This window comes from Thermophilibacter mediterraneus, assembly GCF_900119385.1.
GTDB classification, from domain to species: Bacteria; Actinomycetota; Coriobacteriia; order Coriobacteriales; family Atopobiaceae; genus Thermophilibacter; species Thermophilibacter mediterraneus.
In genome coordinates this window covers 38923-62336 of the sequence record NZ_FPKO01000008.1, presented here as the reverse complement: position 1 = coordinate 62336, position 23414 = coordinate 38923, and the positions used below count along the sequence as shown (strand labels likewise).

General features: G+C 71.6%; 24 protein-coding genes. 2 read left to right on the top strand and 22 right to left on the bottom strand.

The annotated features are described in order from the left end of the window. The 17 genes from BQ7106_RS02405 to rpsP all read right to left on the bottom strand — a co-directional run bounded on the left by BQ7106_RS02405 (position 1) and on the right by rpsP (position 16987). The gene (locus tag BQ7106_RS02405; protein WP_072370777.1) at positions 1-957 is read right to left on the bottom strand and encodes a tyrosine recombinase; all 957 of its coding nucleotides are present in this window, start codon (positions 955-957) and stop codon (positions 1-3) included. Continuing rightward, positions 954-2285 carry a methylenetetrahydrofolate--tRNA-(uracil(54)-C(5))-methyltransferase (FADH(2)-oxidizing) TrmFO gene (gene trmFO / locus BQ7106_RS02400; protein WP_072370774.1) on the bottom strand — a complete coding sequence of 444 codons (1332 nt, stop codon included), beginning with the start codon at positions 2283-2285 and terminating at the stop codon, positions 954-956. Before trmFO ends, BQ7106_RS02405 begins: the two co-directional genes overlap by 4 nt. A gap of 141 nt (positions 2286-2426) precedes the next feature. After that, the gene (dprA, locus tag BQ7106_RS02395) at positions 2427-3350 is read right to left on the bottom strand and encodes a DNA-processing protein DprA (RefSeq protein ID WP_072370772.1); all 924 of its coding nucleotides are present in this window, start codon (positions 3348-3350) and stop codon (positions 2427-2429) included. Positions 3351-3363: 13 nt separating this feature from the next. Continuing rightward, positions 3364-4851, bottom strand: coding sequence for a YifB family Mg chelatase-like AAA ATPase (locus tag BQ7106_RS02390; RefSeq protein WP_072370768.1), 1488 nt, complete (start codon positions 4849-4851; stop codon positions 3364-3366). Beyond that, positions 4851-5321: a YraN family protein gene (locus BQ7106_RS02385; RefSeq protein WP_083526847.1), complete on the bottom strand. Its 471-nt coding sequence runs from the start codon at positions 5319-5321 to the stop codon at positions 4851-4853. Before BQ7106_RS02385 ends, BQ7106_RS02390 begins: the two co-directional genes overlap by 1 nt. A gap of 176 nt (positions 5322-5497) precedes the next feature. Beyond that, positions 5498-6286 carry a ribonuclease HII gene (locus BQ7106_RS02380; protein ID WP_072370765.1) on the bottom strand — a complete coding sequence of 263 codons (789 nt, stop codon included), beginning with the start codon at positions 6284-6286 and terminating at the stop codon, positions 5498-5500. A 67-nt stretch (positions 6287-6353) separates the two neighbouring features. Next, positions 6354-6698, bottom strand: a complete 345-nt coding sequence (gene rplS / locus BQ7106_RS02375) for a 50S ribosomal protein L19 (RefSeq protein WP_072371962.1) — start codon at positions 6696-6698, stop codon at positions 6354-6356. Positions 6699-6838: 140 nt separating this feature from the next. Then, the gene (locus BQ7106_RS02370) at positions 6839-7891 is read right to left on the bottom strand and encodes a deoxyguanosinetriphosphate triphosphohydrolase (RefSeq protein ID WP_072370762.1); all 1053 of its coding nucleotides are present in this window, start codon (positions 7889-7891) and stop codon (positions 6839-6841) included. A gap of 133 nt (positions 7892-8024) precedes the next feature. Beyond that, positions 8025-10784, bottom strand: coding sequence for a pyruvate, phosphate dikinase (ppdK, locus tag BQ7106_RS02365; protein WP_072370759.1), 2760 nt, complete (start codon positions 10782-10784; stop codon positions 8025-8027). Positions 10785-11014: 230 nt separating this feature from the next. Further along, a complete protein-coding gene (locus BQ7106_RS02360) occupies positions 11015-11416 on the bottom strand; it encodes a kinase/pyrophosphorylase (RefSeq protein ID WP_072370756.1) in 402 nt (133 codons plus the stop codon). A 59-nt stretch (positions 11417-11475) separates the two neighbouring features. Then, positions 11476-13575, bottom strand: coding sequence for a glycine--tRNA ligase subunit beta (glyS, locus tag BQ7106_RS02355; RefSeq protein WP_072370753.1), 2100 nt, complete (start codon positions 13573-13575; stop codon positions 11476-11478). Position 13576: 1 nt separating this feature from the next. Then, a complete protein-coding gene (locus BQ7106_RS02350; RefSeq protein WP_072370751.1) occupies positions 13577-14488 on the bottom strand; it encodes a glycine--tRNA ligase subunit alpha in 912 nt (303 codons plus the stop codon). A gap of 30 nt (positions 14489-14518) precedes the next feature. Continuing rightward, on the bottom strand, positions 14519-15085 hold the full coding sequence (gene lepB / locus BQ7106_RS02345; protein ID WP_072370748.1) for a signal peptidase I: 567 nt from the start codon (positions 15083-15085) through the stop codon (positions 14519-14521). Then, positions 15082-15828 carry a tRNA (guanosine(37)-N1)-methyltransferase TrmD gene (gene trmD / locus BQ7106_RS02340; protein WP_072370744.1) on the bottom strand — a complete coding sequence of 249 codons (747 nt, stop codon included), beginning with the start codon at positions 15826-15828 and terminating at the stop codon, positions 15082-15084. The genes lepB and trmD overlap by 4 nt, the downstream gene beginning before the upstream one ends. Further along, positions 15825-16289, bottom strand: coding sequence for a ribosome maturation factor RimM (locus tag BQ7106_RS02335; protein WP_240307409.1), 465 nt, complete (start codon positions 16287-16289; stop codon positions 15825-15827). Before BQ7106_RS02335 ends, trmD begins: the two co-directional genes overlap by 4 nt. A 69-nt stretch (positions 16290-16358) precedes the next feature. Further along, positions 16359-16649, bottom strand: coding sequence for a KH domain-containing protein (locus BQ7106_RS02330; protein WP_072370739.1), 291 nt, complete (start codon positions 16647-16649; stop codon positions 16359-16361). An 8-nt stretch (positions 16650-16657) separates the two neighbouring features. Then, positions 16658-16987 carry a 30S ribosomal protein S16 gene (rpsP, locus tag BQ7106_RS02325; RefSeq protein WP_072370737.1) on the bottom strand — a complete coding sequence of 110 codons (330 nt, stop codon included), beginning with the start codon at positions 16985-16987 and terminating at the stop codon, positions 16658-16660. Positions 16988-17227: 240 nt separating this feature from the next. On the opposite strand from rpsP, the gene BQ7106_RS02320 reads away from it, so the two are divergent. Both BQ7106_RS02320 and BQ7106_RS02315 read left to right on the top strand, forming a co-directional pair. Continuing rightward, entirely contained in the window at positions 17228-17902 is a 675-nt protein-coding gene (locus BQ7106_RS02320; protein WP_072370735.1) for a response regulator transcription factor, read from the top strand. A 4-nt stretch (positions 17903-17906) separates the two neighbouring features. After that, complete coding sequence (locus BQ7106_RS02315; RefSeq protein ID WP_072370733.1) at positions 17907-19163, top strand: sensor histidine kinase; 1257 nt, start codon at positions 17907-17909, stop codon at positions 19161-19163. On the opposite strand, the gene dinB is transcribed toward BQ7106_RS02315, so the two are convergent. The 5 genes from dinB to BQ7106_RS02290 are packed head-to-tail and all read right to left on the bottom strand — an operon-like array spanning position 19160 to position 23406. Then, positions 19160-20443, bottom strand: coding sequence for a DNA polymerase IV (gene dinB / locus BQ7106_RS02310; RefSeq protein ID WP_072370731.1), 1284 nt, complete (start codon positions 20441-20443; stop codon positions 19160-19162). The two genes, BQ7106_RS02315 and dinB, sit on opposite strands and share 4 nt — an antisense overlap. Further along, entirely contained in the window at positions 20436-20792 is a 357-nt protein-coding gene (gene rsfS, locus BQ7106_RS02305) for a ribosome silencing factor (RefSeq protein WP_072370727.1), read from the bottom strand. Before rsfS ends, dinB begins: the two co-directional genes overlap by 8 nt. After that, positions 20789-21442 (bottom strand): bis(5'-nucleosyl)-tetraphosphatase (symmetrical) YqeK, encoded by a 654-nt coding sequence (gene yqeK / locus BQ7106_RS02300; protein ID WP_072370724.1) that lies wholly within the window; start codon positions 21440-21442, stop codon positions 20789-20791. Before yqeK ends, rsfS begins: the two co-directional genes overlap by 4 nt. Then, a complete protein-coding gene (nadD, locus tag BQ7106_RS02295) occupies positions 21443-22150 on the bottom strand; it encodes a nicotinate-nucleotide adenylyltransferase (RefSeq protein ID WP_072370721.1) in 708 nt (235 codons plus the stop codon). After that, a complete protein-coding gene (locus BQ7106_RS02290) occupies positions 22147-23406 on the bottom strand; it encodes a glutamate-5-semialdehyde dehydrogenase (protein WP_072370718.1) in 1260 nt (419 codons plus the stop codon). The genes nadD and BQ7106_RS02290 overlap by 4 nt, the downstream gene beginning before the upstream one ends. Positions 23407-23414: the final 8 nt, after the last annotated feature.

Here is a 23414-nt window from a genome sequence, read left to right as displayed (position 1 = left end):
TCACGCCCGGGGGTGCGCCCGCTCGGCCGCCTCGCGGAGGCGCTCGACGCTGAGATGGGTGTAGACCTGGGTGGTCGAGAGGCTCTCGTGCCCTAGCAGCTCCTGCACGCTGCGGAGGTCGGCGCCGCCGCCGAGCAGCTCGGTCGCGTAGGTGTGGCGCATCGCGTGGGGGGTGAGCTGGGGGTCGAGGCCCGCGAGGCGCACGTGCCGCTCGAAGGCGTCTCGCAGCGCGTCGGCCGACATGGGGTTTCCCCTCGTGGAGAGGAGGAGCTCGTCACGGGCCCGGCCGCCGCGGGCCGCGAGGGCGGGCCGCGCCTCCTCGAGGTAGCGGCGTGCCCATGCGCACGCGACCTCGTAGACCGGGACGATGCGCTCCTTTGACCCCTTGCCGAAGAGCCTCGCCTGGCCCTGGCGCAGGTCGAGGTCGCGCACGCGCAGCGCGGCCATCTCTGAGACGCGCGCCCCCGTCGCGTAGAGCAGCTCGAGGAAGGCGCGGTCCCTGAGCCCCGCCGGCTCGGCGGTGTCGCAGGTGGCAAGGAGCCTCTCGACCTCGGCGTCGCTCATCGTCTTGGGGAGGGCGCGAGAGACCTTGGGGCTCGCGAGGGCCGCGGCCGCAGAGCCGTCGCAGAGCCCCTCGCGGCTCATCCAGCGGTAGAGGCCCCGCAGCGCGGAGAGGCGGCGGTTGAGGGTGCGCGCCGAGTAGCCCGCGCGAGCGAGCTCGGTGAGGTAGGCGCGCAGCTCGCGATGGGTTGCCCGCAGCGGCTCGACGCCCTCGCGAGCCGCCCAGTCGCGGAAGGCGGCGAGGTCGCAGCGATACGCTCGCACCGTGTTGGGGGACAGGCCGCGCACCTTGGCGAGGTGCGCGCAGAACCCGTCGATGGCGAGCTCCAGGCGCTCGAGCCCATCGCGGCGCGCGGACGCCTCGGGGGTGAGGGCGTCCCCTCGCCCGTCCGTCACCGGGCTGCCCCGGCAAACAGGTCGGGCCTCGAGCCAACGTAGGCGGCGAGGTCGGCGCGCCCTCGCTCCGCGAGCGCCGCGCGGCGCTCGGCCTTGTTGCGCGGTGGGTTCTCGAGCGGCGGGAAGAGCCCAAAGTTCACGTGCATGGGCTGGTAGCCGGTCGTCTGGGGGTCGGTCGCGTAGGCGACCAGCGACCCGAGGGCGCCCGTCGCCGGAAGCCGCACGGGCTCGCAGCCCGCGAGCTCGGCCGCCATGTTGAGCGCGGCGAGCAGCCCCGAGGCAATGGCCTCGACGTAGCCCTCGGTGCCCGTTATCTGGCCTGCGAGCCGCGCGCGCGTACCCGGGATGGCAAAGGTCGCGTCGAGCGTGTGGGGCGTGTCGACGAAGGAGTTGCGGTGCATGACGCCGTAGCGCAGGAACTCGGCCTCCCCGAGGCCCGGGATCATGCGGAAGACGCGACGCTGCTCCGGCCACGTGAGGTTGGTCTGAAAGCCCACGAGGTTGTACGCCGCCCGCGAGGCGCTCTCGGCGCGGAGCTGCACGGCCGCCCAGGGGCGCCGCCCTGTCCGCGGGTCGACGAGCCCCACCGGCTTCATCGCTCCAAAGCGCAGCGAGTCGTGGCCGGTGCGCGCGACCTCCTCAACAGGCTGGCACGCGCAGAAGAGGTCCGCCTGCTCGAAGTCGCGCGCGATGACGCGCTCCGCGGAGAGCAGGGCCTCCATGAACGCGTCGTACTCCTCGCGCCCCATGGGGCAGTTGAGGTAGTCTCCCGCCCCCTCCCCCCCGTAGCGGGACTGCTCAAAGACCACGGAGCGGTCGAGCGAGTCGGCGTCGACGATGGGCGCGGCCGCATCGTAGAAGCTCATCCGCTCGCCGCCGACCCGCTCGGCGATGGCCGAGAAGAGCGCGTCGGAGCACAGCGGTCCCGCCGCGATGACGCAGGGGCCCTCCGGGATCGAGGTGACCTCCTCGCGGACGACCTCGATCAGCGGGCTCGACTCGACGCGCTCCGTCACGGCTGCGGAGAACCGGTCGCGGTCGACCGCGAGCGCCCCGCCCGCCGGGACCGCGCACGTGCGCGCGACCTCCAGAAGCTCGCTGCCCATGAGGCCGAGCTCCCACTTGAGCAGCCCGGCCGCGCTGTCTGGCTTGGTTGACTTCAGGGAGTTCGAGCAGACGAGCTCGGCGAGCAGCGCGCCGTGATGCGCCGGGGACGCCTTGGCGGGGCGCTGCTCGCAGAGCCTCACACCAAGGCCCCTGCGCGCGAGCTGCAGCGCGCACTCGCTGCCCGCAAGCCCCCCGCCTACGACCGTCACGACCTGACCCATGCCTCTCCCTCCAGCTTCTGAAAGCGTTTCCCGCCTCCATTGTGCCCCAAGGGGCCGCGCCGAGAAAGCGCGGCGTCCTGCCCGGGCGCCGCTGGACCCCCCCCGCGGCGGCGCTCGCGCCCCGTTCCGGCGCGGACCCGCTCACGCTCGCCCCAGCCCAGCTCGCTGCTCGGGCTCGCCGGCGAGGTAGGCCCGCGAGGGCGCGTACCTGCCGTCCGGCAGGCGCTCGACCAACCCGCTCGCCTCGTAGTCGGTGAGGGTCCTGAGCACGGTCAGCACGCTGTCCCCCAGCCGCGTCGCCAGGTCGTCGGGGCGCAGGGGCGAGGCGAGAAGCGCCCTCATCACCGGGCCCGGGTCGGGGCGCGCGGACTCGGCCTCGAGCGCCGGCGCGCCGTAGTCGAGCGAGAGCGCAAGGACGAGGGATCGCTCGTCGGGAATGACCCGGGCCCCCTCGGATATCAGTCGGTTGGTGCCCATCGAGCTGGGCGAGAAGATCGACCCGGGGATCGCGTAGACCGTCCGCCCCAGCTCGACGGCCGCCTCGGCGGTCGAGAGGGTCCCCGATCGCACCCCCGCCTCGGTGACCACGAGCACCCGGGAGAGGGCGGCGATGAGCACGTTCCTGCGCGGGAAGGCCCAGCGCCTCGGCCCGACGCCCCAGCGCTGCTCGGAGACCACGGCCCCGCCCGCGGCGACGGCCCCCTCGTAGACGTCTCGCGAGCTGCTCGGGTAGACGACGTCCGCCCCGCATCCCGACACCACGACGGTGCGTCCCCCCGCCCTGAGCGCCGCCATCCCCGCGGCGTGGTCGCACCCGAGCGCCCCGCCCGAGACCACCGTGATGCCGCGCTGCGCCGCGGCGCGCGCTGCCATCTCGGCGATCGCGATCCCGTAGGGCGTGGCACGCCGCGACCCGACGATTGAGACGCAGGGCCCCATGAGGGCCTCCGGGTCTCCCCTGCCGTAGATCACCTCGGGAGGCCGCTCCAGGTCCCGCAGCGAGGCGGGGTAGTCCCCCTCCTGTGCGCGAAGCTCCCAGCCGCTCCCCGTCAGTCGCGCCGTCATGACATCCCTCCCCTCACCCGAGCGCCCGCGACCTGAACCCGAGCGCCTCGACGACGTCGTCGGCCGAGACCCTCTCGCGGCGCTCCATGTCCGCTATGGTCCGCGCGACCCGAGCGACCCGCACGATCGCGCGCCCGCCGAGCGCGAGACGCTCGGCGAGGTCCTCGAAGGTCGCCTGCGCCCGCACGTCGAGCGCCGCCGCGGCGACGGGGTCGCGGGCGACCTCGTCGCGGGACTCGCGCCACGACCCGAACTCGCGCGCCGCCGCGACGAGCGCGGACATCTCCTTAGAGTCCATGCCCTCCCTCCCCTGGATCACGCTCGAGGAGCGCGGCCGCGCGACGTCGACGACCACGTCGATTCGGTCCATGAGCGGACCCCCGATGCGCGCCTGGTAGGCGGCGATCTTCGCCGCGGGGCACCGGCACTCGTGCCCCGGGTCCCCGAGGTGCCCGCACGGGCAGGGGTTTGCCGCGGCGACGAGCTGGAAGTCGCAGGGGAAGGTGTAGACGCCGTCCACCCTTACGAGGCGGATCTGGCGGTCCTCGAGGGGCTGCCTGAGCGCCTGGAGGGCGTTGTGCGCGACCTCCGGCAGCTCATCGAGGAACAGGACCCCCTTGTGGGCGAGCGAGATCTCCCCGGGCGTGACGGGCCGCCCCCCTCCGATGAGCCCCCCGATCGAGGTCGAGTGGTGCGGCGCGCGGAAGGGGCGCCGCCCGCTCGCGAGCCCCTCGGCCGGCTGCCCTGCGACGGAGTGGATCACGAGCGCCTCCGCCCGCTCGTCCTCGGTCAGGGGCGGCAGGATCGTGGGGAGCCTCCGGGCGAGCATGGTCTTTCCCGCCCCAGGAGGGCCCACCATCAGAATGCCGTGGCGCCCCGCCGCGGCGATGGCCATCGCGCGCTTTGCGAGCTCCTGGTCGACGACGTCAGAGAAGTCCAGGGCCTCGCCCGCCCCCTCCCTGGGGCACGCGGGCCCGGACCCGAGGGGGCCGAGCGCCTCCGGGCCCTCCCGAAGCTGGCCGAGCCTGGTCACGCCGCGCGCGTCGAGCCCCCATCCGCCCGCCAGGTCGCTCTGCGCAGAGGTGAGCAGCGTGAGTCCCAGCTCCCGGGCGAGAAGGGCGTAGGCCATCTCGCCCCTCACCGGGCAGACGGTGCCGTCGAGGGCCAGCTCGCCGACGAAGAGGGCCCCCTCCGCGACCCGGCGCGGGAGCTGTTTGGTGGCGATGAGGATCGCGACGGCGATAGGCAGGTCGAGGGCGGTACCCGTCTTGCGGATGTAGCTCGGGGCGAGGTTGATGGTCACGTGCGCCCTCGGCAGGTCGAAGCCGCTGGAGCGCAGGGCGCAGCGCACGCGCGAGCGCGCCTCGAGGACCGACGCGTCGGGCATGCCCACGATGTCGATGCCCGGGATGCCGCCCGACGTGCTGACCTCCACCTCGACCTGGAGCGCCTCGACGCCGCGGAGTGCCGCTCCCCTCACGGCGCCGGTCTCGGCGCCCATCAGCCGTCCACGGAGTAGGCGCCCATGAGGTGGCGCATGCCCGCGATGCCCTCGCCCTTCACCGTGAGCGCGATGACGTCGAAGCGCACCCCCTTGAACTGGCCGTGGGACCCCAGGTAGCTGAGCGCGATCGCGCGGTAGCGCGCCTGCTTCCCCGCGTCCACGGCGAGCTCGGGCACCACCTCTGAGTCCCCGCCGAGCGCGAGCCGCGTCTTGACCTCCACGAGGACGACCGTCTCGTCACCCTCCTGCTCGAGCGCGACGATGTCGGCCTCCCCCTGGGCGCAGCGGTAGTTGCGCTCGAGGATCACCCACCCGCGGCTGACGAGGTTGCGCGCGGCGGTCTCCTCCCCGCGCATCCCGAGCTCCCTGGCCGAGAGGTCGCGCACCGAGCGCGCCTCCCCCGCGGGTCCGCCCCTCCCGGGTCGCCCCTCGCGCAGCCGCGTGTCATCGTGCGTGGTCTCGAGCATCTCTGCCTCCCTCGTCCGGCGTGATGCCGCGATGGTGGCAGCTCGTGCGAGCGCGGGGCGTCCGCGCTCCGGACGCGGCGCTTGCGCCGCGCGGACGCGCGTCCGCGGGGGCCGGGATGTGCGCAGCTCGCGGCGCCGTGAAGCGCCGGGAGGGTCGCGTCACGGCGCGCCGCGCCCTAGAAGAGGCGAGGGCGATCCAAGAAGTTTCCACAGAACGAGACGCGATGGATGGGGGTGAGGCCCCGCTCGCGGATGGCGGCGACGTGCTCCGCGGAGCCGTAGCCCTTTGACGCCGCGAGGTGGTAGCCGGGGTACTCGTCCTCGTAGGCGACCATGATCGCGTCCCTGGTGACCTTCGCTACGATCGAGGCGGCGGCGATGGACGCCACGCGCGCGTCCCCCTTGACGATGCAGCGCTCCGCCGGGTGGGCGTGGACGGGGTTGCCGTCGATGAGCACGGCATCGGGCTCGACGCCGGCGTCGCGAACGGCGGCGGCCATGGCCTCCCGGAGCGAGGCCCCCATGCCCACGGCGTCGATCGACGCGGGCTCCACGTGCGCGATGCCGATGGCGACGGCGACGTCGGCGATGCGCGCGGCGAGCAGCTCCCGGCGTGCCGGGGGAACCTGCTTCGAGTCGTTGAGCCCCCAGATGACGGGCTCGTCGGGCAGGCAGACCGCGGCGACGGTGAGCGGGCCCGCGAGCGCCCCGCGCCCGACCTCGTCGACCCCGACCACGAGTCCCGATCCCCCGAGCTCGCGCTGGAGCTCGTACATGCCGAGCACGCGCGCCCGCTCGGCCGTCTCCCGCTCGATGCGCCTCCTCGCGGAGCGCACGGCGGCCTGGACCTGCTTGCGCGGGTCGTCCGCGTAGCGCTCGACGAGCGCCGCCGCCTCGTCGAGGGGCGCGTCCGAGAGCAGCGCCGCGACCTCGCGGGCGCTCGTCGGCCTGGGCGTCGATGTCATGCGGTGCCTCCCCATACAAACAAAGCCGCCCCCGGAGGGGCGGCTCGCGTGCGTCAGTGCCTGAGTGCTAGTCGCGCTTCTCGCGGATGCGGGCGGCCTTGCCCACGCGGTCGCGGAGATAGTAGAGCTTCGCGCGACGGACGTCACCGTGACGGACGACCTCGAGCTTGGCAATCTTCGGGCTGTGCAGCGGGAAGGTGCGCTCGACGCCCACGGAGAAGCTGATCTTGCGGACGGTGAAGGTCTCGCGGGAGCCCTCGCCGCTCATGCGGATGACGTCGCCCTCGAAGACCTGCTCACGGGTGCGGTCGCCCTCGACGATGCGGTAGTGCACCTTCACGTGGTCGCCAACGCGGACGGCGGGGATGTCCTCGCGAATCTGCTGACGCTCGATGGCGCGGATGTAGTCCATGCTCATACCTCATTCTTTCCTAGAGGTGCCGACGCTCCTGCGAACGACACATAGCTCAACACACAGCGGTTGATTATAGGGCCGGCGACGAGGTTTGACAAGAACCACACAACAAATCACGCGACCCGGCGGCGAGGGCGCTAGCCGCGGCGGCGCCTCCAGGAGCGGGGGATCTTGAGCTGCTCGTAGACGTGGACGGCGTAGCGGTCGGTCATGCCGGAGACGAAGTCGGCGACCTGCACCTCGGGCCGATCCGCGTCATGCACGCGGTACTCCTCGGGGACCTCGTCGGGGTGAGCCATGAAGTGGTCGAAGAGCTCCTCGATCATCACGTACGCCTTGGGCTCCTCCCACTTGGCGTCGCCGCGCGAGTACAGGTTCTCGAAGAGGAACGCGCGCAGCTCCATCATGGCACGCCACACGGTCGGCGACATCCTCACGTCGCCGGTCCCCGCGCTCTGGCGGACCGTGTCGTGGACCATCGTCTCGATGCGCTCCGACGATCCGTCGCCGAGGACGGAGCGCGGCCCCTCGGGAAGGCCCCGCTCCGAGAGCAGCCCTGCGCGCTCGGCGTCGTCGATGTCGTGGCAGACGTAGGCGATTCGGTCGGCGAGCGCGACGACGCGACCCTCGGGGGTCGAGGCGCGGCCCTCGCCGCTGTGGAGCCTGATGCCGTCGACGACCTCGCGCGTGAGGTTGAGCCCGGCCCCGTCGCGCTCGAGCAGCTCGACGATGCGCGCGCCCTGCTCCCCGTGCACGAAGAGCCGGCGCGACGACGCGACGTCCGGGTCGAGGCCGCGCCAGCGGGCGATGGCATGGCTGAGCGCGCGCTCGCCCACGTGCCCGAAGGGGGTGTGCCCGAGGTCGTGGCCGAGCGCGATCGCCTCGGTAAGGTCCTCGTTGAGCCCGAGCGGCCGCGCGATCGAGCGCGCGACCTGGCAGACCTCGAGGGTGTGGATGAGGCGCGTGCGGTAGTGGTCGCCCTCGGGGGCGAGAAAGACCTGGGTCTTGTGAGCGAGGCGCCGGAAGCTCTTGCTGTGCAGGATGCGGTCGCGGTCGCACTGGAAGCAGGTCCTGAGCGGGTCGGGTTCCTCCGCCCGCGCGCGACCGAGCGACGCGTCAGAGAAGGTGGCGTCCGGCGACAGCGCGCGCCGCTCGGCGCGCTCGAGGTCCTCTCGCGTCGAAACCCTCACGTCACCTCCCGCTCCGCACGTTGAGCTCGCGTCAATTGTAGCAGCAGTGACGGGCGCCCCGCGCCATGAGAAGGGGGGAGGGGGCGCTGCCCCCTCCCCCGCTGGCTAGAGCCGTGGGACCGATCGGTCGAGACTACTTCTCGACCTTCTTGGCGCCACCGTTGGACTCGATCTTGGCCTGGGCAGCCGCGAGGCGGGCGATGGGCACGCGGTACGGCGAGCAGGACACGTAGTCGAGGCCGAGGTCGTAGTACATGTGGATGGACTCGGGGTCGCCGCCGGTCTCGCCGCAGACGCCGCAGACGATGTCGGGGTTGCCCTTGTGGCCGCCCTCGACGCCCATCTGGACGAGCTTGGCGACGCCCTTGTCGAGCGTGGCGAACGGGTTGGTCTTGACGATCTTCTTGTCGAGGTAGAGCGGCATGAATGCGGCCTCGACGTCGTCGCGCGAGAACCCGAGGCCCATCTGGGTCAGGTCGTTGGTGCCGAAGGAGAAGAAGTCGGCGTGCTTGGCGATGTCCTCGGAGGTGATCGCCGCGCGCGGGATCTCGATCATGGTGCCGACCGGGATGTCGAGCTCGACGCCGTACTCGTCGGCCGTGGCCTTGATGTTCTCCTCGGCGACCTCGCGGACGAGGGCGAGCTCCTCCTCGAAGGCCACGAGCGGAATCATGATCTCGGGCTTGGGATCGAGGCCCTGCTTCTTGAGCTCGGCCGTGGCGGAGGCGATGGCCTTCACCTGCATGACGTTGAGCTCGGGGTAGACCAGGCCGAGGCGGCAGCCGCGCAGGCCGAGCATCGGGTTGGCCTCCTGGAAGGAGTCGAGCTTGGCGAGAAGGGCCTTCTTCTCGGAGACGTCCTTGCCGGCGGCCTCGTCCTTGGCGATCTCGACGTCGAGGGCGCGCGGGTCCTCGAGGAACTCGTGCAGGGGCGGGTCGAGCAGGCGCACGATGACGGGCATGCCGTCCATGGCCTTGAACATCTCGAGGAAGTCGCCCTTCTGGGCGGCGCCGAGCTTCTCGAGGGCGTCGGCCTTGACGGCGTCGTCGTCCGCGAGGATGAAGTTCTGGATGAGCTGCTTGCGCTCGCCGAGGAACATGTGCTCGGTGCGGCACAGGCCGATGCCGGAGGCGCCGTTGTCCTTGGAGAGCTGCGCGTCGGCCGGGTTGTCGGCGTTGGCGCGCACGCCGATCACGCGGCCGCGCTCGGCGTCGGTGCGGACCTCGTCGGCCCACTCGAGGATGGTCTGGAGGTCGCCACCGAGCTCCGGGCGGACGAGCTTGACCTCGCCCAGGATGACGTCGCCGGTGGTGCCGTCGATGGAGATGACGTCGCCCTCGTGCAGGGTGATGTCGGTGCCGGCGACGGTGCAGACCTTGTTGACCGCGTCGATCTGGAGGGCGTCGACGCCGCAGACGCACGGCGCGCCCATGCCACGGGCGATGACGGCCGCGTGGGAGGTCTTGCCGCCGTGGGAGGTCAGGATGCCCTCAGCGGCGACCATGCCGTGCAGGTCGTCGGGCGTGGTCTCCCAGCGCACGAGGATGCAGGGCTTGCCGGCCTCGGCGTAGGCCTCGGCGTCGGCCGAGGAGAAGACGACGGCGCCCACGGCCGCGCCCGGGGAGGCGTTGAGGCCCTTGGCGATGACCTCGTAGTCGGCCTTGGGGTCGAACTGCGGGTGGAGGAGCTGGTCGAGCTGCTCGGGGGCCACGCGCATGACGGCCTCCTCCTTGCTGATGCGACCCTCCTCGTACATCTGGATGGCGACCTTGAGGGCGGAGAGCGCCGTGCGCTTGCCCACGCGGGTCTGGAGCATCCAGAGCTTGCCCTGCTCGATGGTGAACTCGAGGTCCATCATGTCGGCGTAGTGGTCCTCGAGGATCTCGAAGACGTGGAAGAGCTCCTTGCCCGCCTCCTCGAGGCCGGGGACCTTGGGCAGGTCGGCGATCGGCTCGGTGTTGCGGATGCCGGCGACGACGTCCTCGCCCTGGGCGTTGACCAGGAAGTCGCCGTAGCGCTCGTTGGTGCCGTCGGCGGGGTTGCGCGTGAAGGCGACGCCGGTGGCGGAGGTGTTGCCCTTGTTGCCGAAGGCCATCACCTGGACGTTGACGGCGGTGCCGAGCTCGTCGGGGATCTTGTTCTGCTTGCGGTACAGGATGGCGCGGTCGGTGTTCCAGGAGCCGAAGACGGCCTGCTCCGCGAGGCGCAGCTGCACGAGCGGGTCGTGCGGGAACTCGATCTTGCCGTCGACGAGCACCTCGGGGTACTTCTCGGCGTCGACGTTGTCGGCGAAGATCTGCTTGAAGGTGGCGACGAGGTCCTTGAGGTCGTCGGCGTCGAGCTCGGTGTCGAGCTTCACGCCCTTCTCGGCCTTCTTGGCGGCGATGGCGTCCTCGAAGAGCTGGCCGGAGACGCCCATGACCACGTCGGAGAACATCTGCACGAAGCGGCGGTAGGAGTCGTAGGCGAAGCGCGGGTTCTCGGTCTGCTTGATGAGGCCCTGGACGGAGTCGTCGTTGAGGCCGAGGTTGAGGACCGTGTCCATCATGCCGGGCATGGAGAACGGGGCGCCGGAGCGCACGGAGACGAGCAGCGGGTCCTCGGAGTCGCCGAGCTTCTTGCCCATGCGCTCCTCGAGGTCCTTGCGGTACTCGTCGATCTCGTCAAGAACGCCCTCGGGCCACACGTTGCCGGCGCTGGAGTACGCGACGCAGGTCTGGCAGGTGATCGTGAATCCGGGAGGGACGGGGAGGCCGATGTTGGCCATCTCGGCAAGGTTGGCGCCCTTGCCACCCGTGATCCACTTGGCCTCGGCAACGGACTCGCCCGCGACCTCGGTCACGTTGTTGCCGTTGGCGTCGAAGCCGAAGCGGTAGACGTGCTTTTCTGCCATGTTTACCCCTTGCTTTCTGGGTCCGGACGCGCCGCTTGCGTGGCGCGCACTTACAACAGCGCGCGATGACTCCGCGCGACCATTGGTCATGGTAGCAACGCGGGACTCCCCGCCCACGATCAATCGGACGTCCGGTAAGTGTTGCTAGGTAAGCGGCGAGCGGCACGAAAAACTGGGGCCGAGCCGTGCGACTCGACCCCAGTGGTAGTAACATGTGATGCGATTTGGCCTTACTTGGCCGCCGCATCCCCCTTGTACACGGCACCGATCTCGCGCGTGGGCTCCTCGCCCGTGAGCGTGGAGATGACCGTCACGGCCGGGCCGAGAAGGTCGATCGAGGGGATGCCGCGGCGGTCGAGCTCGCGGCGGATCTCGCGGCGCAGCGTGGCGTTGGCGAAGGTGTGGAACACCGCGCACGGGCGATCGGGGTCGAAGTGCTCGTCGAGCAGGGCGCGCACCGCGTCGACGTCCTTGACGTTGGAGAGGCGCTTGATCTCCACGCAGTCGTCGCCGAACTGGGCGGCGGCGGCCATGACGACGGTGTTGGCGGTCTCGCCGCGCGCGTCGGACAGTACGAAGATGAGGGGGACGACCTGACCGAAGATGTCGTCATCCAGATCGAGCTTAGCCATCACAAGTCCTCCTGTACCTCTTCAGGCGTGTAGGGGCGGTCGCCCCGTCTGCCCCTATCCTACCGCTTTCTGGAGAGCGCGCCGATGTTGGCGACACCAGCGAACACGGAAACGAAACGGTTGAGCAGACGGAGTCGGTTCTCTCTTACCGCAGTATCCTCGTCCATGACAAGGACGTCGTCGAAGAATCGGTCGATGGGCGCCTTGAGTTCGGCAAGGGCACCGATCGCCGCGCCGAAGTCGCGGGCGCCGAGCGCGGCACCCACGCGCTCGGACCCGGCGTCGCAGGCCTCGAGCAGGGCGCGCTCGGCCTCGCCGAGGGCGGCGGCGTCGACGTCGGTGCCGAGCGAGGCGTCCGCGAGGTGCGAGGCGCGGGCGTAGGCCTGCGCGAGCGCGTCGAAGGTGGCGGGGTCGTCGCGCCGCGCGGCCTCGAGGGCGTGGGCGCGGGCGAGGAACTCCCCGGGGTCGATGACGTCGGTCTCGCCGACGGCCTCGACGGTGTCGGGCGAGACCGCCTCGTCGCGGGCGATGGAGGCGAGGCGGCCGGCGAAGTAGGCGCGCACGGCGGCCTCGGTGGCGTCGCGGTCGAACTCGAGGCCCTGCGCGGCGTAGGCGTCGAGCGAGCAGGAGACGAGCTCGGCGAGCGCCCCGCGCGGGGCGTCGCGCAGCATCGCGAGCACGCCGATGGCGCTGCGGCGCACGGCGAAGGGGTCCGAGGAGCCGGTCGGGGGCTGCTCGATGGCGAACATGCCGCAGATAGTGTCGAGCTTGTCGGCGACGGCGACGCAGGTGCCGACCGGGCCCGCGGGGAGGTCGTCGCCGGCGAAGCGCGGGCGGTACTGGTCGCGGATCGCCTCGGCGACCTCGGCGGGCTCGCCGGAGGCGGCCGCGTAGTAGCCGCCCATGACGCCCTGCTGGCTCGTGAACTCGACGACGGCCTGGGTCACGAGGTCCGCCTTGGCAAGGCGTCCCGCGCGACCGGCCATGGCGGCGAGGCGCTCGTCGAGCGCGAGCGAGCGGCGGGCGACCTCGGGGGCGAGGCGCTCCATGCGCTCGGACTTCTGCAGGACGGTGCCGAGCCTCTCCTGGAAGGTGACCTCCCCCAGGCGCGGCAGGTAGGCCTCGAGGGGCTGGCGCAGGTCCTCCTCATAGAAGAACTTCGCGTCGTCGAGGCGGGCACGCACGACGCACTCGTTGCCCTCGATGACGCGCGCGGCGTTCTCCGGGCGGGTGTTCATGACGATGACGAACTCGCGCGTGAGCTCGCCGCTCGCGTCGTAGATCGGGAAGTAGCGCTGGTTGGAGAGCATCGACTCGCAGATGATCTCGTGCGGCACGCGCAGGAACTCCTCGTCGAAGGTCCCCACGACCACCGTGGGCCACTCGCAGAGGTTCACGACCTCGTCGAGGATGCGCTTGGGCGTGTCGACGCGGGCGCCGCCGCGCTCGGCCTCGATGCGGGCGATGCCCTCGGCGATGACCTCGCGGCGACGGTCCTCGAGCAGCACGCCCGCGGCCTCGAGGACCGACTCGTAGGCGCTCGGCTCGGCAACGACGTGCTCGCCGGGCCCGAGCACGCGGTGGCCCCTGGTGGTGTTGCCGCTCGTGACGTCGGCGTAGCGCACCGGGACGACCTCGGAGCCCAGCAGGGCGCAGATCCAGCGGATCGGGCGCACGAAGGTCTGGTGCTCGCTCCCCCAGCGCTGGCTGCGGTAGTTCGGCCACTCGAGCGAGGCGATCGTGCGCTCGGAGAGCTCGCTCAGAATCGGCAGCGCCGGGGCCGAGGGGACGCTGCGCTCGGCGAAGACGTACTCCCGGCCGTCGTCGTCGACGCGGCGCACGAGCTCGGAGGCGTCGACGCCGCACTTGCGCGCGAAACCCGCGGCCGCCTTGGTCGGCACGCCGGACTCGTCGAAGGCGATGCTCGCGGCGGGGCCGCGCCTGACCTCGTGGACCGCCTCGGTCTCGCAGGCGACGTCGCTCACGATGACGGCGAGACGGCGCGGCGTCGAGGCCACGCGCACGGCGCCGTGCGCGAGCCCCGAGGCGTCGAGCTCGCGGGTCACGAGCGGCCCGAGCTGGCGGACGGCGTTGATGAGGGGCGCGGAGGGCATCTCCTCCGTGCCGATCTCGAGCAGGAAGTCGCGGGTCTCGGCCATCTTAGGCCACCTCCCCCTTCTGGTTCTTCTCGTCTGCGCGGGCGGCGACCTCGGCGAGGTAGGACTCGCAGCAGGCCTTGGCGACGGCGCGGACGCGCAGGATGTAGTTGGCGCGCTCGACGGCGGAGAGGGCCCCGCGCGCGTCGAGCAGGTTGAAGGCGTGGCTGCACTTCATCACGCAGTCGTAGGCGGGAAGCGGCAGGTGCGCGTCGAGGCAGGAGTGGCACTCGCGCTCGTAGTCGTCGAACTTCTGGCGCATCATCTCGACGTTGGCCACCTCGAAGTTGTAGGCCGAGAACTCGCGCTCGTTCTCGAGGAAGACGTCGCCGTAGGTCATCGGGGTGCCGTCGGGCAGGTAGCTCCACACGACGTCGTAGACGGAGGTCACGCCCTGGATGTACATGGCGATGCGCTCGAGGCCGTAGGTGATCTCGACCGGCACGGGGTCGACCTCGATGCCGCCCACCTGCTGGAAGTAGGTGAACTGCGTGACCTCCTGGCCGTCGAGCCAGACCTCCCAGCCGAGGCCCCAGGCGCCGAGCGTGGGGCTCTCCCAGTCGTCCTCGACGAAGCGGACGTCGTGGTCCGCGGGGTCGAGGCCGATGGCCTTGAGCGAGTCGAGGTAGAGCTCCTGGGAGTCGGCGGGCGACGGCTTGATGAGCACCTGGAACTGGTAGTAGTGCTGCATGCGGTTGGGGTTCTCGCCGTAGCGGCCGTCCGCGGGGCGGCGGCAGGGCTGCGGGTAGCAGGTGCGCCAGGAGCCGGGCCCGAGCGAGCGCAGCGTGGTCGCGGTGTGGAACGTCCCGGCGCCGACCTCGGAGTCGTAGGGCTGCATGACCGTGCAGCCCTGGGACGCCCAGTAGCGCTCGAGCGCGAGGATCATGTCCTGGAACGTAAGAGCGTTTTCCCTCATTTCCGTCCTTCTCCCTTGGGTGTCGCGGGGCTAGAGCGCCCCGACGTGCGATAGCGGCCAGTAGATGAAGAGCGCCTTCGATGTTACGGCATCGAGGCTCACGGGGCCAAAGTAGCGCGAGTCCTTCGAGTCGGTGCGGTTGTCGCCCATGACCCAGACGGTGCCCTCGGGCACGACGTAGGGGTAGCTGATCTGGGCGGACCCCGCGAGGTCGCTCAGCGAGTAGCTGGGCCTGCCGTCGACGTAGGGCTCGTCGAGGGGCTCGCCGTCGACGTAGACCGCGCCGTCGACGAGGTCGACCGTCTGCCCGCCCACCGCGATGACGCGCTTGATGAGGGTCTCGCCGTCGATCGGGCTCTCAAAGGTGACGATGTCGCCCTGGACGGGGTCGTCGAAGGCGAGCGTGACCTTCTCGCCGATGAGCATGTCGCCCTCGACGATGGTGTCGCGCATCGACCCGGTGGGGACCACGTAGGGCATCGCGACGAAGGCCCTCACCGCAAGCCCCGCAGCGATGGCGACGACGAGGCAGATGGCGAACCACGCCGCGCCCGAGAGCCCCCTGCGCTCGGCCTCCCTGCTGTGCGCACCGCTCATAGCGTCCCCCTCTCGCGCTCGCGCGCGAGCTCGAGGGCCCGCGCGCGCTCCTCGTCGGTGATGTCCGCGGCGTCGAGGAGGTCGGGCCTCCAGCGCGCCGTCCGCTCGATGGCGCTCTCGCGCCGCCACGCCGCGACGCGGGCGTGGTCCCCGGAGAGCAGGACCTCCGGGACGCCCATCCCCCTGAAGCTCGCGGGGCGCGTGTACTGGGCGTACTCGAGCAGCCCCGAGGGCGAGAAGGACTCGTCCACGGCGCTCATCTCGTCGCCGAGCGCCCCGGGCAGAAGGCGCGCCACGGCGTCGATGACCGTGAGCGCCGCGAGCTCGCCCCCCGTGAGGACGTAGTCGCCGAGCGAGAGGACCTCGTCGGCGAGCGCGTAGCAGCGCTCGTCCATGCCCTCGTAGCGCCCGCACACGAGCAGGACCCGGCGCTCGCGCGCGAGCCGCTCGGCGCAGCGCTGGTCGAAGCGCCTCCCGCAGGGCGAGAAGAACACGACGTGCGGCCGCTCCCCCGACGACGAGATCGCCTCGACCGCCTCGAAGATGGGCTCGGGCTTCATGAGCATGCCCTGTCCGCCGCCGAACGGGGCGTCGTCGACGGTGCGGTGGCGGTCGTGGGTCCAGTCGCGCAGGTCGTGCGCCACGAAGTCGAAGACGCCCGCCCTCCGCGCCCGGCCGAGGACCGAGACGCCGAGGTAGGGCTCGAAGACCTCGGGGAAGACCGAGAGGGTCTCGAAGGTCATCGCGCGCCACCCCCCGGCTCGAGGCCGGCGGGCACGCGCACGGCGACGGGACCCTCGTCGGGGACCTCGCTCACGACGGCATCGACGACGGGCAGCAGGCACTCCCCCATCGGGCCGCGGACGACCCACACGTCGTTGGCGGGCCCGCGCAGCACCTCGGCGATCGAGCCGAGCGCGCCGAGGCGCGTGTCGGCGACCTCGCGGCCCACGAGCCGCCCCGCGTCGTGCAGGGCGAGGTCTTCGGGCAGGTCCGCCTCGCGGGCGAGCAGGAGCTTCCCGACGAGGCGCTCCGCCCCGTCGAGGTCGGCGACGCCCCCCAGCGCGACGAGCTGCCCCTCGCGGCCGTCCGACGAGCACGACGCGACGGTGCGCCAGCGCGGCCCCGTGAGCTCGGGCGGCACGGGGGCGACCTCGAGGCCCTCGCGCACAAGTGAGGGAAGGCCGTGCACGGAAACCGTCACGACCTCCCCTCTTCTCCCGTGGGTCTTCTCCACACGGGCTATGGTTCTGTAGCGCTCACGCATGAGACGTCAGCCCACGACCTCGACCTCGACCATCGTGCCGACGCGCTGCCCGAGCGCGCGCGCGAGGGTCCTGATGGCCTTGATGGTGCGTCCCTTGCGACCGATCACGCGACCCGCGTCCTCCTCGGAGCAGCTCACCTCGATGAGGGAGGAGCCCTCGCTGTCGGTCACGTCGAGCGAGACGGCGTCCTCGTCGTCGACGAGGCCGCACACGATGTACTCGACGAGGTCCGCGACGCGGTCCGAGGGGAGCTCGCGCTCCTCGTCTTCGACGAGCGCGCTGTCCGTGGCCTCCATGGGGACGCCTACTCGGCGTCCGCCTCGGCCTCGGCCGCAGCGGCGGCCTTGGCGGCGGCCTTCTTGGAGAGCTTGGCCTTCTTCTCGACGGCGGGCTCGCCGCTCCTGGCGACGTCGATCAGGTGCGCGACGGCGTTGGTGGGCTGGGCGCCCTTGGCGATCCACTCGTCGACCTTCTCGAGGTTGATGTCGATGACCTTGGGGCTGGTCAGCGGGTTGTAGCGGCCGACGAGCTCGATGTAGCGGCCGTCGCGCGGCATGCGGCCGTCGGCGACGACGACGCGATAGTACGGACGCTTCTTGGCACCGTGGCGGGCCAGGCGAATCTTAACTGCCAATGAAAACTCCTCCGATCGAGCGGTGCGCGTGGTTGGTAGGTTGGCCGCACCGCGAAGCCACATAGCGGTTATGTATCTTACGACTCTTGGCGTGGTCCGCAAGGTGCAGTTTTTGTGAACCCGGGCCCGGGCGGGCAGGGCGCGCGCCCCAGTTCAGATGAATTTCAGGGCTGCTGGGTAGGATAGCAGGGGTGCGGCGACTCCGCACAGACGCTTTCGAGCTCCGAAGGGGGTCACTTCATGAACATTCTGGTTGTCGAGGACGAGAGGAACCTCGCCGACGCCATCGCCCGCATTCTCCGCGGCGCGTCCTACAACGCCGACGTGTGCTACGACGGGCGCGCCGGGCTTCGCGCGGGCCTCTCCGGGTCCTATGACGCCGCGATCCTCGACGTCATGCTCCCGGGCATGGACGGCACCGAGCTCGTCCACGAGCTGCGCCGCCACGACGTCTCGACGCCGGTGCTGCTGCTCACCGCTCGGACGTCGACCGAGGACAAGGTCAGGGGCCTCGACGCGGGCGCGGACGACTACATGACCAAGCCCTTCGAGGCGCAGGAGCTGCTCGCCCGCCTGCGGGCGCTCACGCGGCGCCGCGGGGAGGTGCTGATCGACGAGGTCGACTTCGCGGACCTCACGCTCGACCTCACCACCCACGACCTCTCCTGCGGCGCGTCGTCGGTGCACCTCTCCGGAAAGGAGTTCGAGGTCATGCGCATCCTCATGGCGTCGAGCTCGCGCGTCGTCTCCAAGCAGGACCTGCTCTCGCGCGTGTGGGGCGGCTCCGAGGCGTCCGAGAACTCGGTGGAGGCCTACGTCTCGTTCCTGCGAAAGAAGCTCGGCCACATCGGGTCAAAGGTGCAGATAACCACGCTCAGGATGCTCGGCTACCGTCTCGAGGTCTTCGAGGGGTAGCGCCGTGCTCGCCCGCCTGCGCAGAAAGCTGATCGCCATCACGATGCTCCTCGTCGGACTCGTGCTCGCGGGCGTGCTCGGCTCGTCGCTCTTCTCGAGCGCCCTCATGCAGCGCGGCATCGTGACCGACATCCTCGAGCGCGCCCTGAGCGACGGCGCCGCGGCGGTCACGGTGGGCGACTCCTCGGACAAGAGCACGGCCGAGCTCATGCTCGCCGTCGTCGTCGACGTCACCGACGACGGCGTCATCTTCGACCGCACGAGCTTCGTCGACAACGTCGAGGACGCCGTCGTGAGCGACGTCGTGCGCGAGGCGCTCGACAGCCCCGACGACTCCGGCAGGGCGACGGGCTACCCCGTCGCCTGGATGAAGGCGCGCGCCGCGTGGGGCTGGCGCATCGCCTTCGTCGACACCTACCTTCGCGGGGCGACCCTGCGGGCGCAGGCCCTCTCGACCCTCACGATCTTCCTCGTCTCGATGGGCGCCGTGTTCGCCATCTCCTACGTGCTCTCGGGCTGGGCGCTCCGCCCGGTGCAGCGCGCCTGGGAGCAGCAGCGACGCTTCGTCTCGGACGCCTCCCACGAGCTCAAGACGCCGCTCGCCGTCATCCTCGCCAACGTGCAGATCCTCGAGTCGGAGGACGACCTCGGCGAGGAGGCGCGCGGGTGGGTCGAGCGGACCGCCGACGAGGCGCGTCACATGCGCGGGCTCGTGGAGGACCTGCTCACCCTCGCTCGCGCCGACGAGCAGGAGGCGACCGGGCCGACCCAGGGCAGCCTGGCGAGCGTCGACGTCACCGAGCTCGTGTCGGGCTGCGCGCTCGAGTTCGACGCGGTCGCCTTCGAGCGCGGCTGCGAGATCTCCTGCGACCTCGAGCCCCGCGTCAGCGCGAGCGCGGATCCCGAGCGCCTCGGCCGCGTGGTCAGGACCCTGCTCGACAACGCCACCAAGTACGCCGACGCGGGCAGCGCGGTGAGCGTGCGCGTGGCGCGCGACGGCCGCCGGGCCGTCCTCAGCGTCTCCAACCACGGAGAGACCATCGCGCCCGAGGACCTCGAGCACCTCTTCGACCGCTTCTACCGCACCGACGACGCGCGGGAGCGCCAGGAGCGGGGCGGCTTCGGCCTGGGCCTCGCCATCGCCAAGGCGCTCGTCGAGGGCATGGGCGGAAAGATCGGCGCGACGTCGTCGACCGACGGGCTCACCACCTTCACCGTGACGCTCCAGGCGAGGTCGGCGAGCGGGGGGCCCGCGCGCTAGAGGTCCTTGTGCATGGGGGCGGTGTCCGACGTTGACCCGCTGAAGCGCAGGTCGCGCCCGTAGCCCACGGCGCCGTCCCCGAACCGCTCGCGGAGGGCGTCGCAGGCGCGCCCGAGCGCCGAGCGGTCGCGGTCCCCCGCGCCCTCCCCCTCCCCCGCGAAGAGGCTCATCTGCACCTCGCGCCCGTCGTCGAAGCCCGAGACGCCCACGCCGAGCAGGCGCACCCGCATCCCGGGACTCCAGAGCTCGTCGAGCAGCGACTGAGCGACCCGCCCGAAGACGCGCTCGTCGTCCGTGGGGGCGCCGAGCGAGCGCTGCGCGGTCCGCGCGTGCGCGGCGTCGTACTTGACCTTGAGGGTGACGGTGTGCCCCCTGAGCCCCTTGCGGCGCAGGCGCCGACCCACCATCTCCGACACGTGCGCGATGCCGGCGCGGATCTGGTCCGCCTCGGTGAGGTCCTCGGAGAACGTGCGCTCGTTCGAGACGGACTTGACCTCCTCGGGCGCGGCCGCCTCCATAACGGCGCTGCGCTCGAGCCCCGCGGCCCGCAGCGCCATGCGCGGCCCGAGCACGCCGAACACGCGCTCGAGCTCGAGCGCGTCGGCGCGGGAGAGCTCGCCGAGGGTCCTGATGCCCATCCTCCTCAGGCGCTCCTGCGTGGCAGGCCCCACCCCGCTCATCGCCGCGACGGGCAGCGGCGCCAGGAAGGCCCGCTCCGTGCCGGGCAGGACCGCGGTGAGCCCGCGGGGCTTCTCGCGCTCCGAGGCGATCTTCGCGACGGTCTTGTTGACCCCGACGCCGATGGAGCAGGTCACGCCGAGCTCAGCGACCCGCTCCTGCACGCGCCGGCAGATGGAAAGCGGGCTCTCCCGCGAGAAGCGCCCGGGGGTGACGTCGAAGAACGCCTCGTCGATCGAGACCTGCTCGACGAGGGGCGTCTCGTCGCCGAGGATGCCCATGACGCGCGCGCTCATCTCGCGGTAGCGGGCGAAGTTGCCCCGGGTCCAGATGGCGTCGGGGCAGAGCCGGCGCGCGGTGGCCGAGGGCATGGCGGAGTGCACGCCGTAGCGGCGCGCCTCGTACGACGCGGTGGACACCACGCCCCTGCGGTCGGGGGAGCCGCCCACGATGACGGGACGACCGCGCCACTCGGGGTGGTCGAGCTGCTCGACGGAGGCGAAGAAGGCGTCAAGGTCGAGCAGGCCGACCGCAGGCCCCTCCCAGGCGAGGGGATCGGCGCCGGCCCCGCCGCCCCGCGGGGAGAGGGTCTCGTCAGGCAAGGTCGAGCTCGACGCGCGGGGCGTCGCCCCAGAGGCGCTCGAGGCGGTAGAAGTCGCGCGTCTCGGGCTTGAACACGTGCACGACGACCGAGCCGTAGTCGACGAGCACCCACGAGAGGCCCTCGCGGCCCTCGCACGAGATCGGGGAGACGCCGCAGTTGGCGCTCACCTTCTCGCGGACCTCGTCGACGATGGCGTCGACCTGCCGGGGGTTCTCCCCGGTGCAGATGAGGAAGTAGTCGCAGACGTCGGTCTGGGCCGAGAGGTCCAGAAGCACGACGTCGCGGGCCTTCTTGGAGTCAGCCGCGAGGGCGGCCACCCTGGCGAGCTCGAGCGGGGTCACGGTCATGCGTTCTCCTTGCCTTTCCTGCCGGCGGCGCGGCGCGCCGCCAGCTCGTTGTACACGTCGATGGTCCCGGGGTAGAGATAGCGCCCGCCCTTGAGGACGTAGGCGATGCCCCCGACGAACGACTCCCAGAACACGTCCTCGAGGGGCGCCTCCCCCACGAGCAAGCGCGTGCGCTCGATCCCCGGGGTGTCGGGGCGCAGGGGCTCGATGCCGTCAGCCACGAAGAGCACCATGTCGAGCGGCGCCATGTCGGCGGCCGCGGAGGTGTGCACGGCGATGGCGTGCCAGACCGAGGGGGGCAGCTCCGGGTAGCGCTCGGGAAGCTCCCGCGCCGCAATCATGCCGTGCAGGAGCGAGTGGACGAGCTCGAGGTCGACGCCGAGGTCGATCCCGAGCTCGCGCGCGCGGTTGAGCTGCTCGGCGACGGAGCGCGCCTTCTCCCAGTCGTGAAGGATGCCCGCCGCGCACGCGAGGAAGGGGTCCACGCCGTAGAGGAGCGCGAGGCGCTCCGCTGTCCTCGCCACCGAGAGCGAGTGCGCGAGGCGCTTCGGCTTGCGCTCGAGCTGCACGGCGAGGTCCTCGCGGAGCCGGGCGAGAAGGGCCTCCTGCTCGCGGGCGTAGCGGACCTTGAGCTTCTTTTTCTTCACCATCTAGCCCACGGCCTCCTCGGTCTGTCCGTAGCGGTTCCTCCGCGCCCCGTAGAGCCCGTGCTTGTGCAGGTACCCGGTGACGGCGTCCGGGGTCAGGTAGCGCAGGCTCTGCCCCGCCCCCACGCGGTCGCGCAGGTAGCTCGAGGAAATGGCGAGCGCGGGCACCGAGAGGTAGGTCACGTCGAAGTCGAGCCCCGAGGCAGCTATCGCGTCCCACGCCTGGTCGAGGTCGTAGCCGGGCCGGGTGGCGCCCACGAGGCGGGCAAGCCGGGCGATGTCCTCGGCGTCGCGCCACGAGACAATCTCGGTGATGGCGTCCGCGCCGGTGATGAAGTAGAACTCGACGTTGCTGGGATAGAGCTCGCGCAGCAGCCGCAGCGTGTCGGCCGTGTAGGTGACGCCGTCGCGGTCGATCTCGAAGCGCGAGGCGACGAAGTGCGGGTTGTCGGCGGTCGCGAGCAGCGTCATGGCGAAGCGCTCCTCGCCGGAGGTCACGCTCTTGTCGAGCTTGAACGCAGGGCGCCCGGCGGGCATGAACACAACGAGGTCGAGGCCGAGGTCGTCGAAGGCCTGCTCGGCCGCGACGAGGTGGCCGTTGTGGATGGGGTCGAAGGTCCCGCCCATGATGCCGAGCCGGTAGGTGCGACCCTCGTCAGTCCCGAGCACCGGAAGGTCGGCCGCGCGCAGCGCCGCCACGTCCACGCTCATCGGACCTGGCCCTCCCCCCTCACGAGGTACTTCGTCGTGGTGAGCGCCGTCGCGCCCATGGGGCCGCGCGCGTGGAGCTTCTGCGTCGAGATGCCGATCTCGCCCCCGAGCCCGAAGACGCCGCCGTCGGTGAAGCGCGTCGAGGCGTTCGCGTACACCGCCGCGGCGTCGACGCCCGCGAGGAACGCCTCGCAGGCGGCGTAGGACTCGCTGACGATGGCCTCGGAGTGCCCGGTCCCGTAGCGGTTCACGTGCGCCACGGCCTCCTCGACGCCGTCCACGCACCTGACGCTCATCTTGAGGTCGAGGTACTCCGTCCCCCAGTCGAGCTCGGTCGCGGCGGCCATATTGACACCGGAGCGGAGCGCGACCTCGCGCGCGAGGTCGTCGCCCACGAGCGCCACGCCGCGCTCGGCGAGCGCGCGCAGGACCGGCGGCAGGAGGCGCTCCGCGGCGCAGGCGTCGACGAGCAGCGACTCCGCGGCGTTGCACACGCCGGGTCGCGAGCACTTCGCGTTGACGACGATCGACACCGCGCGCCCGACGTCGGCGTCACGGTGGAGGTAGACGTGGCAGTTGCCCGTGCCGGTCTCGATGACGGGGACCGTGGCCCCCTCGACGCAGGAGCGAATGAGCTCGGCGCCGCCGCGCGGGACGAGGACGTCGACGAGCCCGCGCGCCCGCAGCAGCTCCCCGGTCTCGGAGTGAGAGGCGTCGTCGGCGACGTACTGTACCCCCTCGGGGGACAGCCCGGCCGACCCGAGCGCCTCGCGGCAGCAGGCGACGATCGCCTCGCACGACGCGCTCGCGGCGGAGCCGCCCTTGAGGACGCACGCGTTGCCGGAGCGCAGGCACAGGGCGAACGCGTCGGCGGTCACGTTGGGGCGCGCCTCGTAGATGACGGCGACGACGCCGAGCGGGACGCGCACCTGCTCAACGCGGACACCCGACTCGAGCGTCCTGCCGCCCACGACCTGGCCGACGGGGTCGTCCTGGCGGGCGATCTCGCGAAGCGACGCGGCGATGGCGCGCAGGCGCCCCTCGTCGAGCAGCAGCCGGTCCACGAGGGGCTCGGCCATGCCGCGCGCCCGCGCGCGCGCCACGTCGGCCTCGTTCGCCTCGCAGATCGTCGCGACGCGCCCCTCGATGAGCGACGCGGCGGCGAAGATTGCCTCGGAACGCGCGCGGGAGGGCGCCTGGGCGAGCTCCCGCGACGCCTCGCGGGCGAGCGCCGCCTTCCTTCGAGCCTCGGACATGCCTGCTC

What these genes read in the sequence shown, in the direction of transcription:
- trmFO (WP_072370774.1), bottom strand. Translation starts at nt 2,285, where the DNA reads ATGGGTCAGGTCGTGACGGTCGTAGGCGGGGGGCTTGCGGGCAGCGAG.
- BQ7106_RS02320 (WP_072370735.1), top strand. Translation starts at nt 17,228, where the DNA reads ATGAACATTCTGGTTGTCGAGGACGAGAGGAACCTCGCCGACGCCATC.
- BQ7106_RS02360 (WP_072370756.1), bottom strand. Translation starts at nt 11,416, where the DNA reads ATGGCTAAGCTCGATCTGGATGACGACATCTTCGGTCAGGTCGTCCCC.
- BQ7106_RS02380 (WP_072370765.1), bottom strand. Translation starts at nt 6,286, where the DNA reads ATGACATCGACGCCCAGGCCGACGAGCGCCCGCGAGGTCGCGGCGCTG.
- glyS (WP_072370753.1), bottom strand. Translation starts at nt 13,575, where the DNA reads ATGGCCGAGACCCGCGACTTCCTGCTCGAGATCGGCACGGAGGAGATG.
- ppdK (WP_072370759.1), bottom strand. Translation starts at nt 10,784, where the DNA reads ATGGCAGAAAAGCACGTCTACCGCTTCGGCTTCGACGCCAACGGCAAC.
- rplS (WP_072371962.1), bottom strand. Translation starts at nt 6,698, where the DNA reads ATGGACTACATCCGCGCCATCGAGCGTCAGCAGATTCGCGAGGACATC.
- lepB (WP_072370748.1), bottom strand. Translation starts at nt 15,085, where the DNA reads ATGAGCGGTGCGCACAGCAGGGAGGCCGAGCGCAGGGGGCTCTCGGGC.
- BQ7106_RS02350 (WP_072370751.1), bottom strand. Translation starts at nt 14,488, where the DNA reads ATGAGGGAAAACGCTCTTACGTTCCAGGACATGATCCTCGCGCTCGAG.
- rsfS (WP_072370727.1), bottom strand. Translation starts at nt 20,792, where the DNA reads ATGACCGTGACCCCGCTCGAGCTCGCCAGGGTGGCCGCCCTCGCGGCT.
- BQ7106_RS02385 (WP_083526847.1), bottom strand. Translation starts at nt 5,321, where the DNA reads ATGCTCGAGACCACGCACGATGACACGCGGCTGCGCGAGGGGCGACCC.
- BQ7106_RS02290 (WP_072370718.1), bottom strand. Translation starts at nt 23,406, where the DNA reads ATGTCCGAGGCTCGAAGGAAGGCGGCGCTCGCCCGCGAGGCGTCGCGG.
- yqeK (WP_072370724.1), bottom strand. Translation starts at nt 21,442, where the DNA reads ATGGTGAAGAAAAAGAAGCTCAAGGTCCGCTACGCCCGCGAGCAGGAG.
- nadD (WP_072370721.1), bottom strand. Translation starts at nt 22,150, where the DNA reads ATGAGCGTGGACGTGGCGGCGCTGCGCGCGGCCGACCTTCCGGTGCTC.
- trmD (WP_072370744.1), bottom strand. Translation starts at nt 15,828, where the DNA reads ATGACCTTCGAGACCCTCTCGGTCTTCCCCGAGGTCTTCGAGCCCTAC.
- BQ7106_RS02390 (WP_072370768.1), bottom strand. Translation starts at nt 4,851, where the DNA reads ATGGGCGCCGAGACCGGCGCCGTGAGGGGAGCGGCACTCCGCGGCGTC.
- BQ7106_RS02330 (WP_072370739.1), bottom strand. Translation starts at nt 16,649, where the DNA reads ATGGAGGCCACGGACAGCGCGCTCGTCGAAGACGAGGAGCGCGAGCTC.
- dprA (WP_072370772.1), bottom strand. Translation starts at nt 3,350, where the DNA reads ATGACGGCGCGACTGACGGGGAGCGGCTGGGAGCTTCGCGCACAGGAG.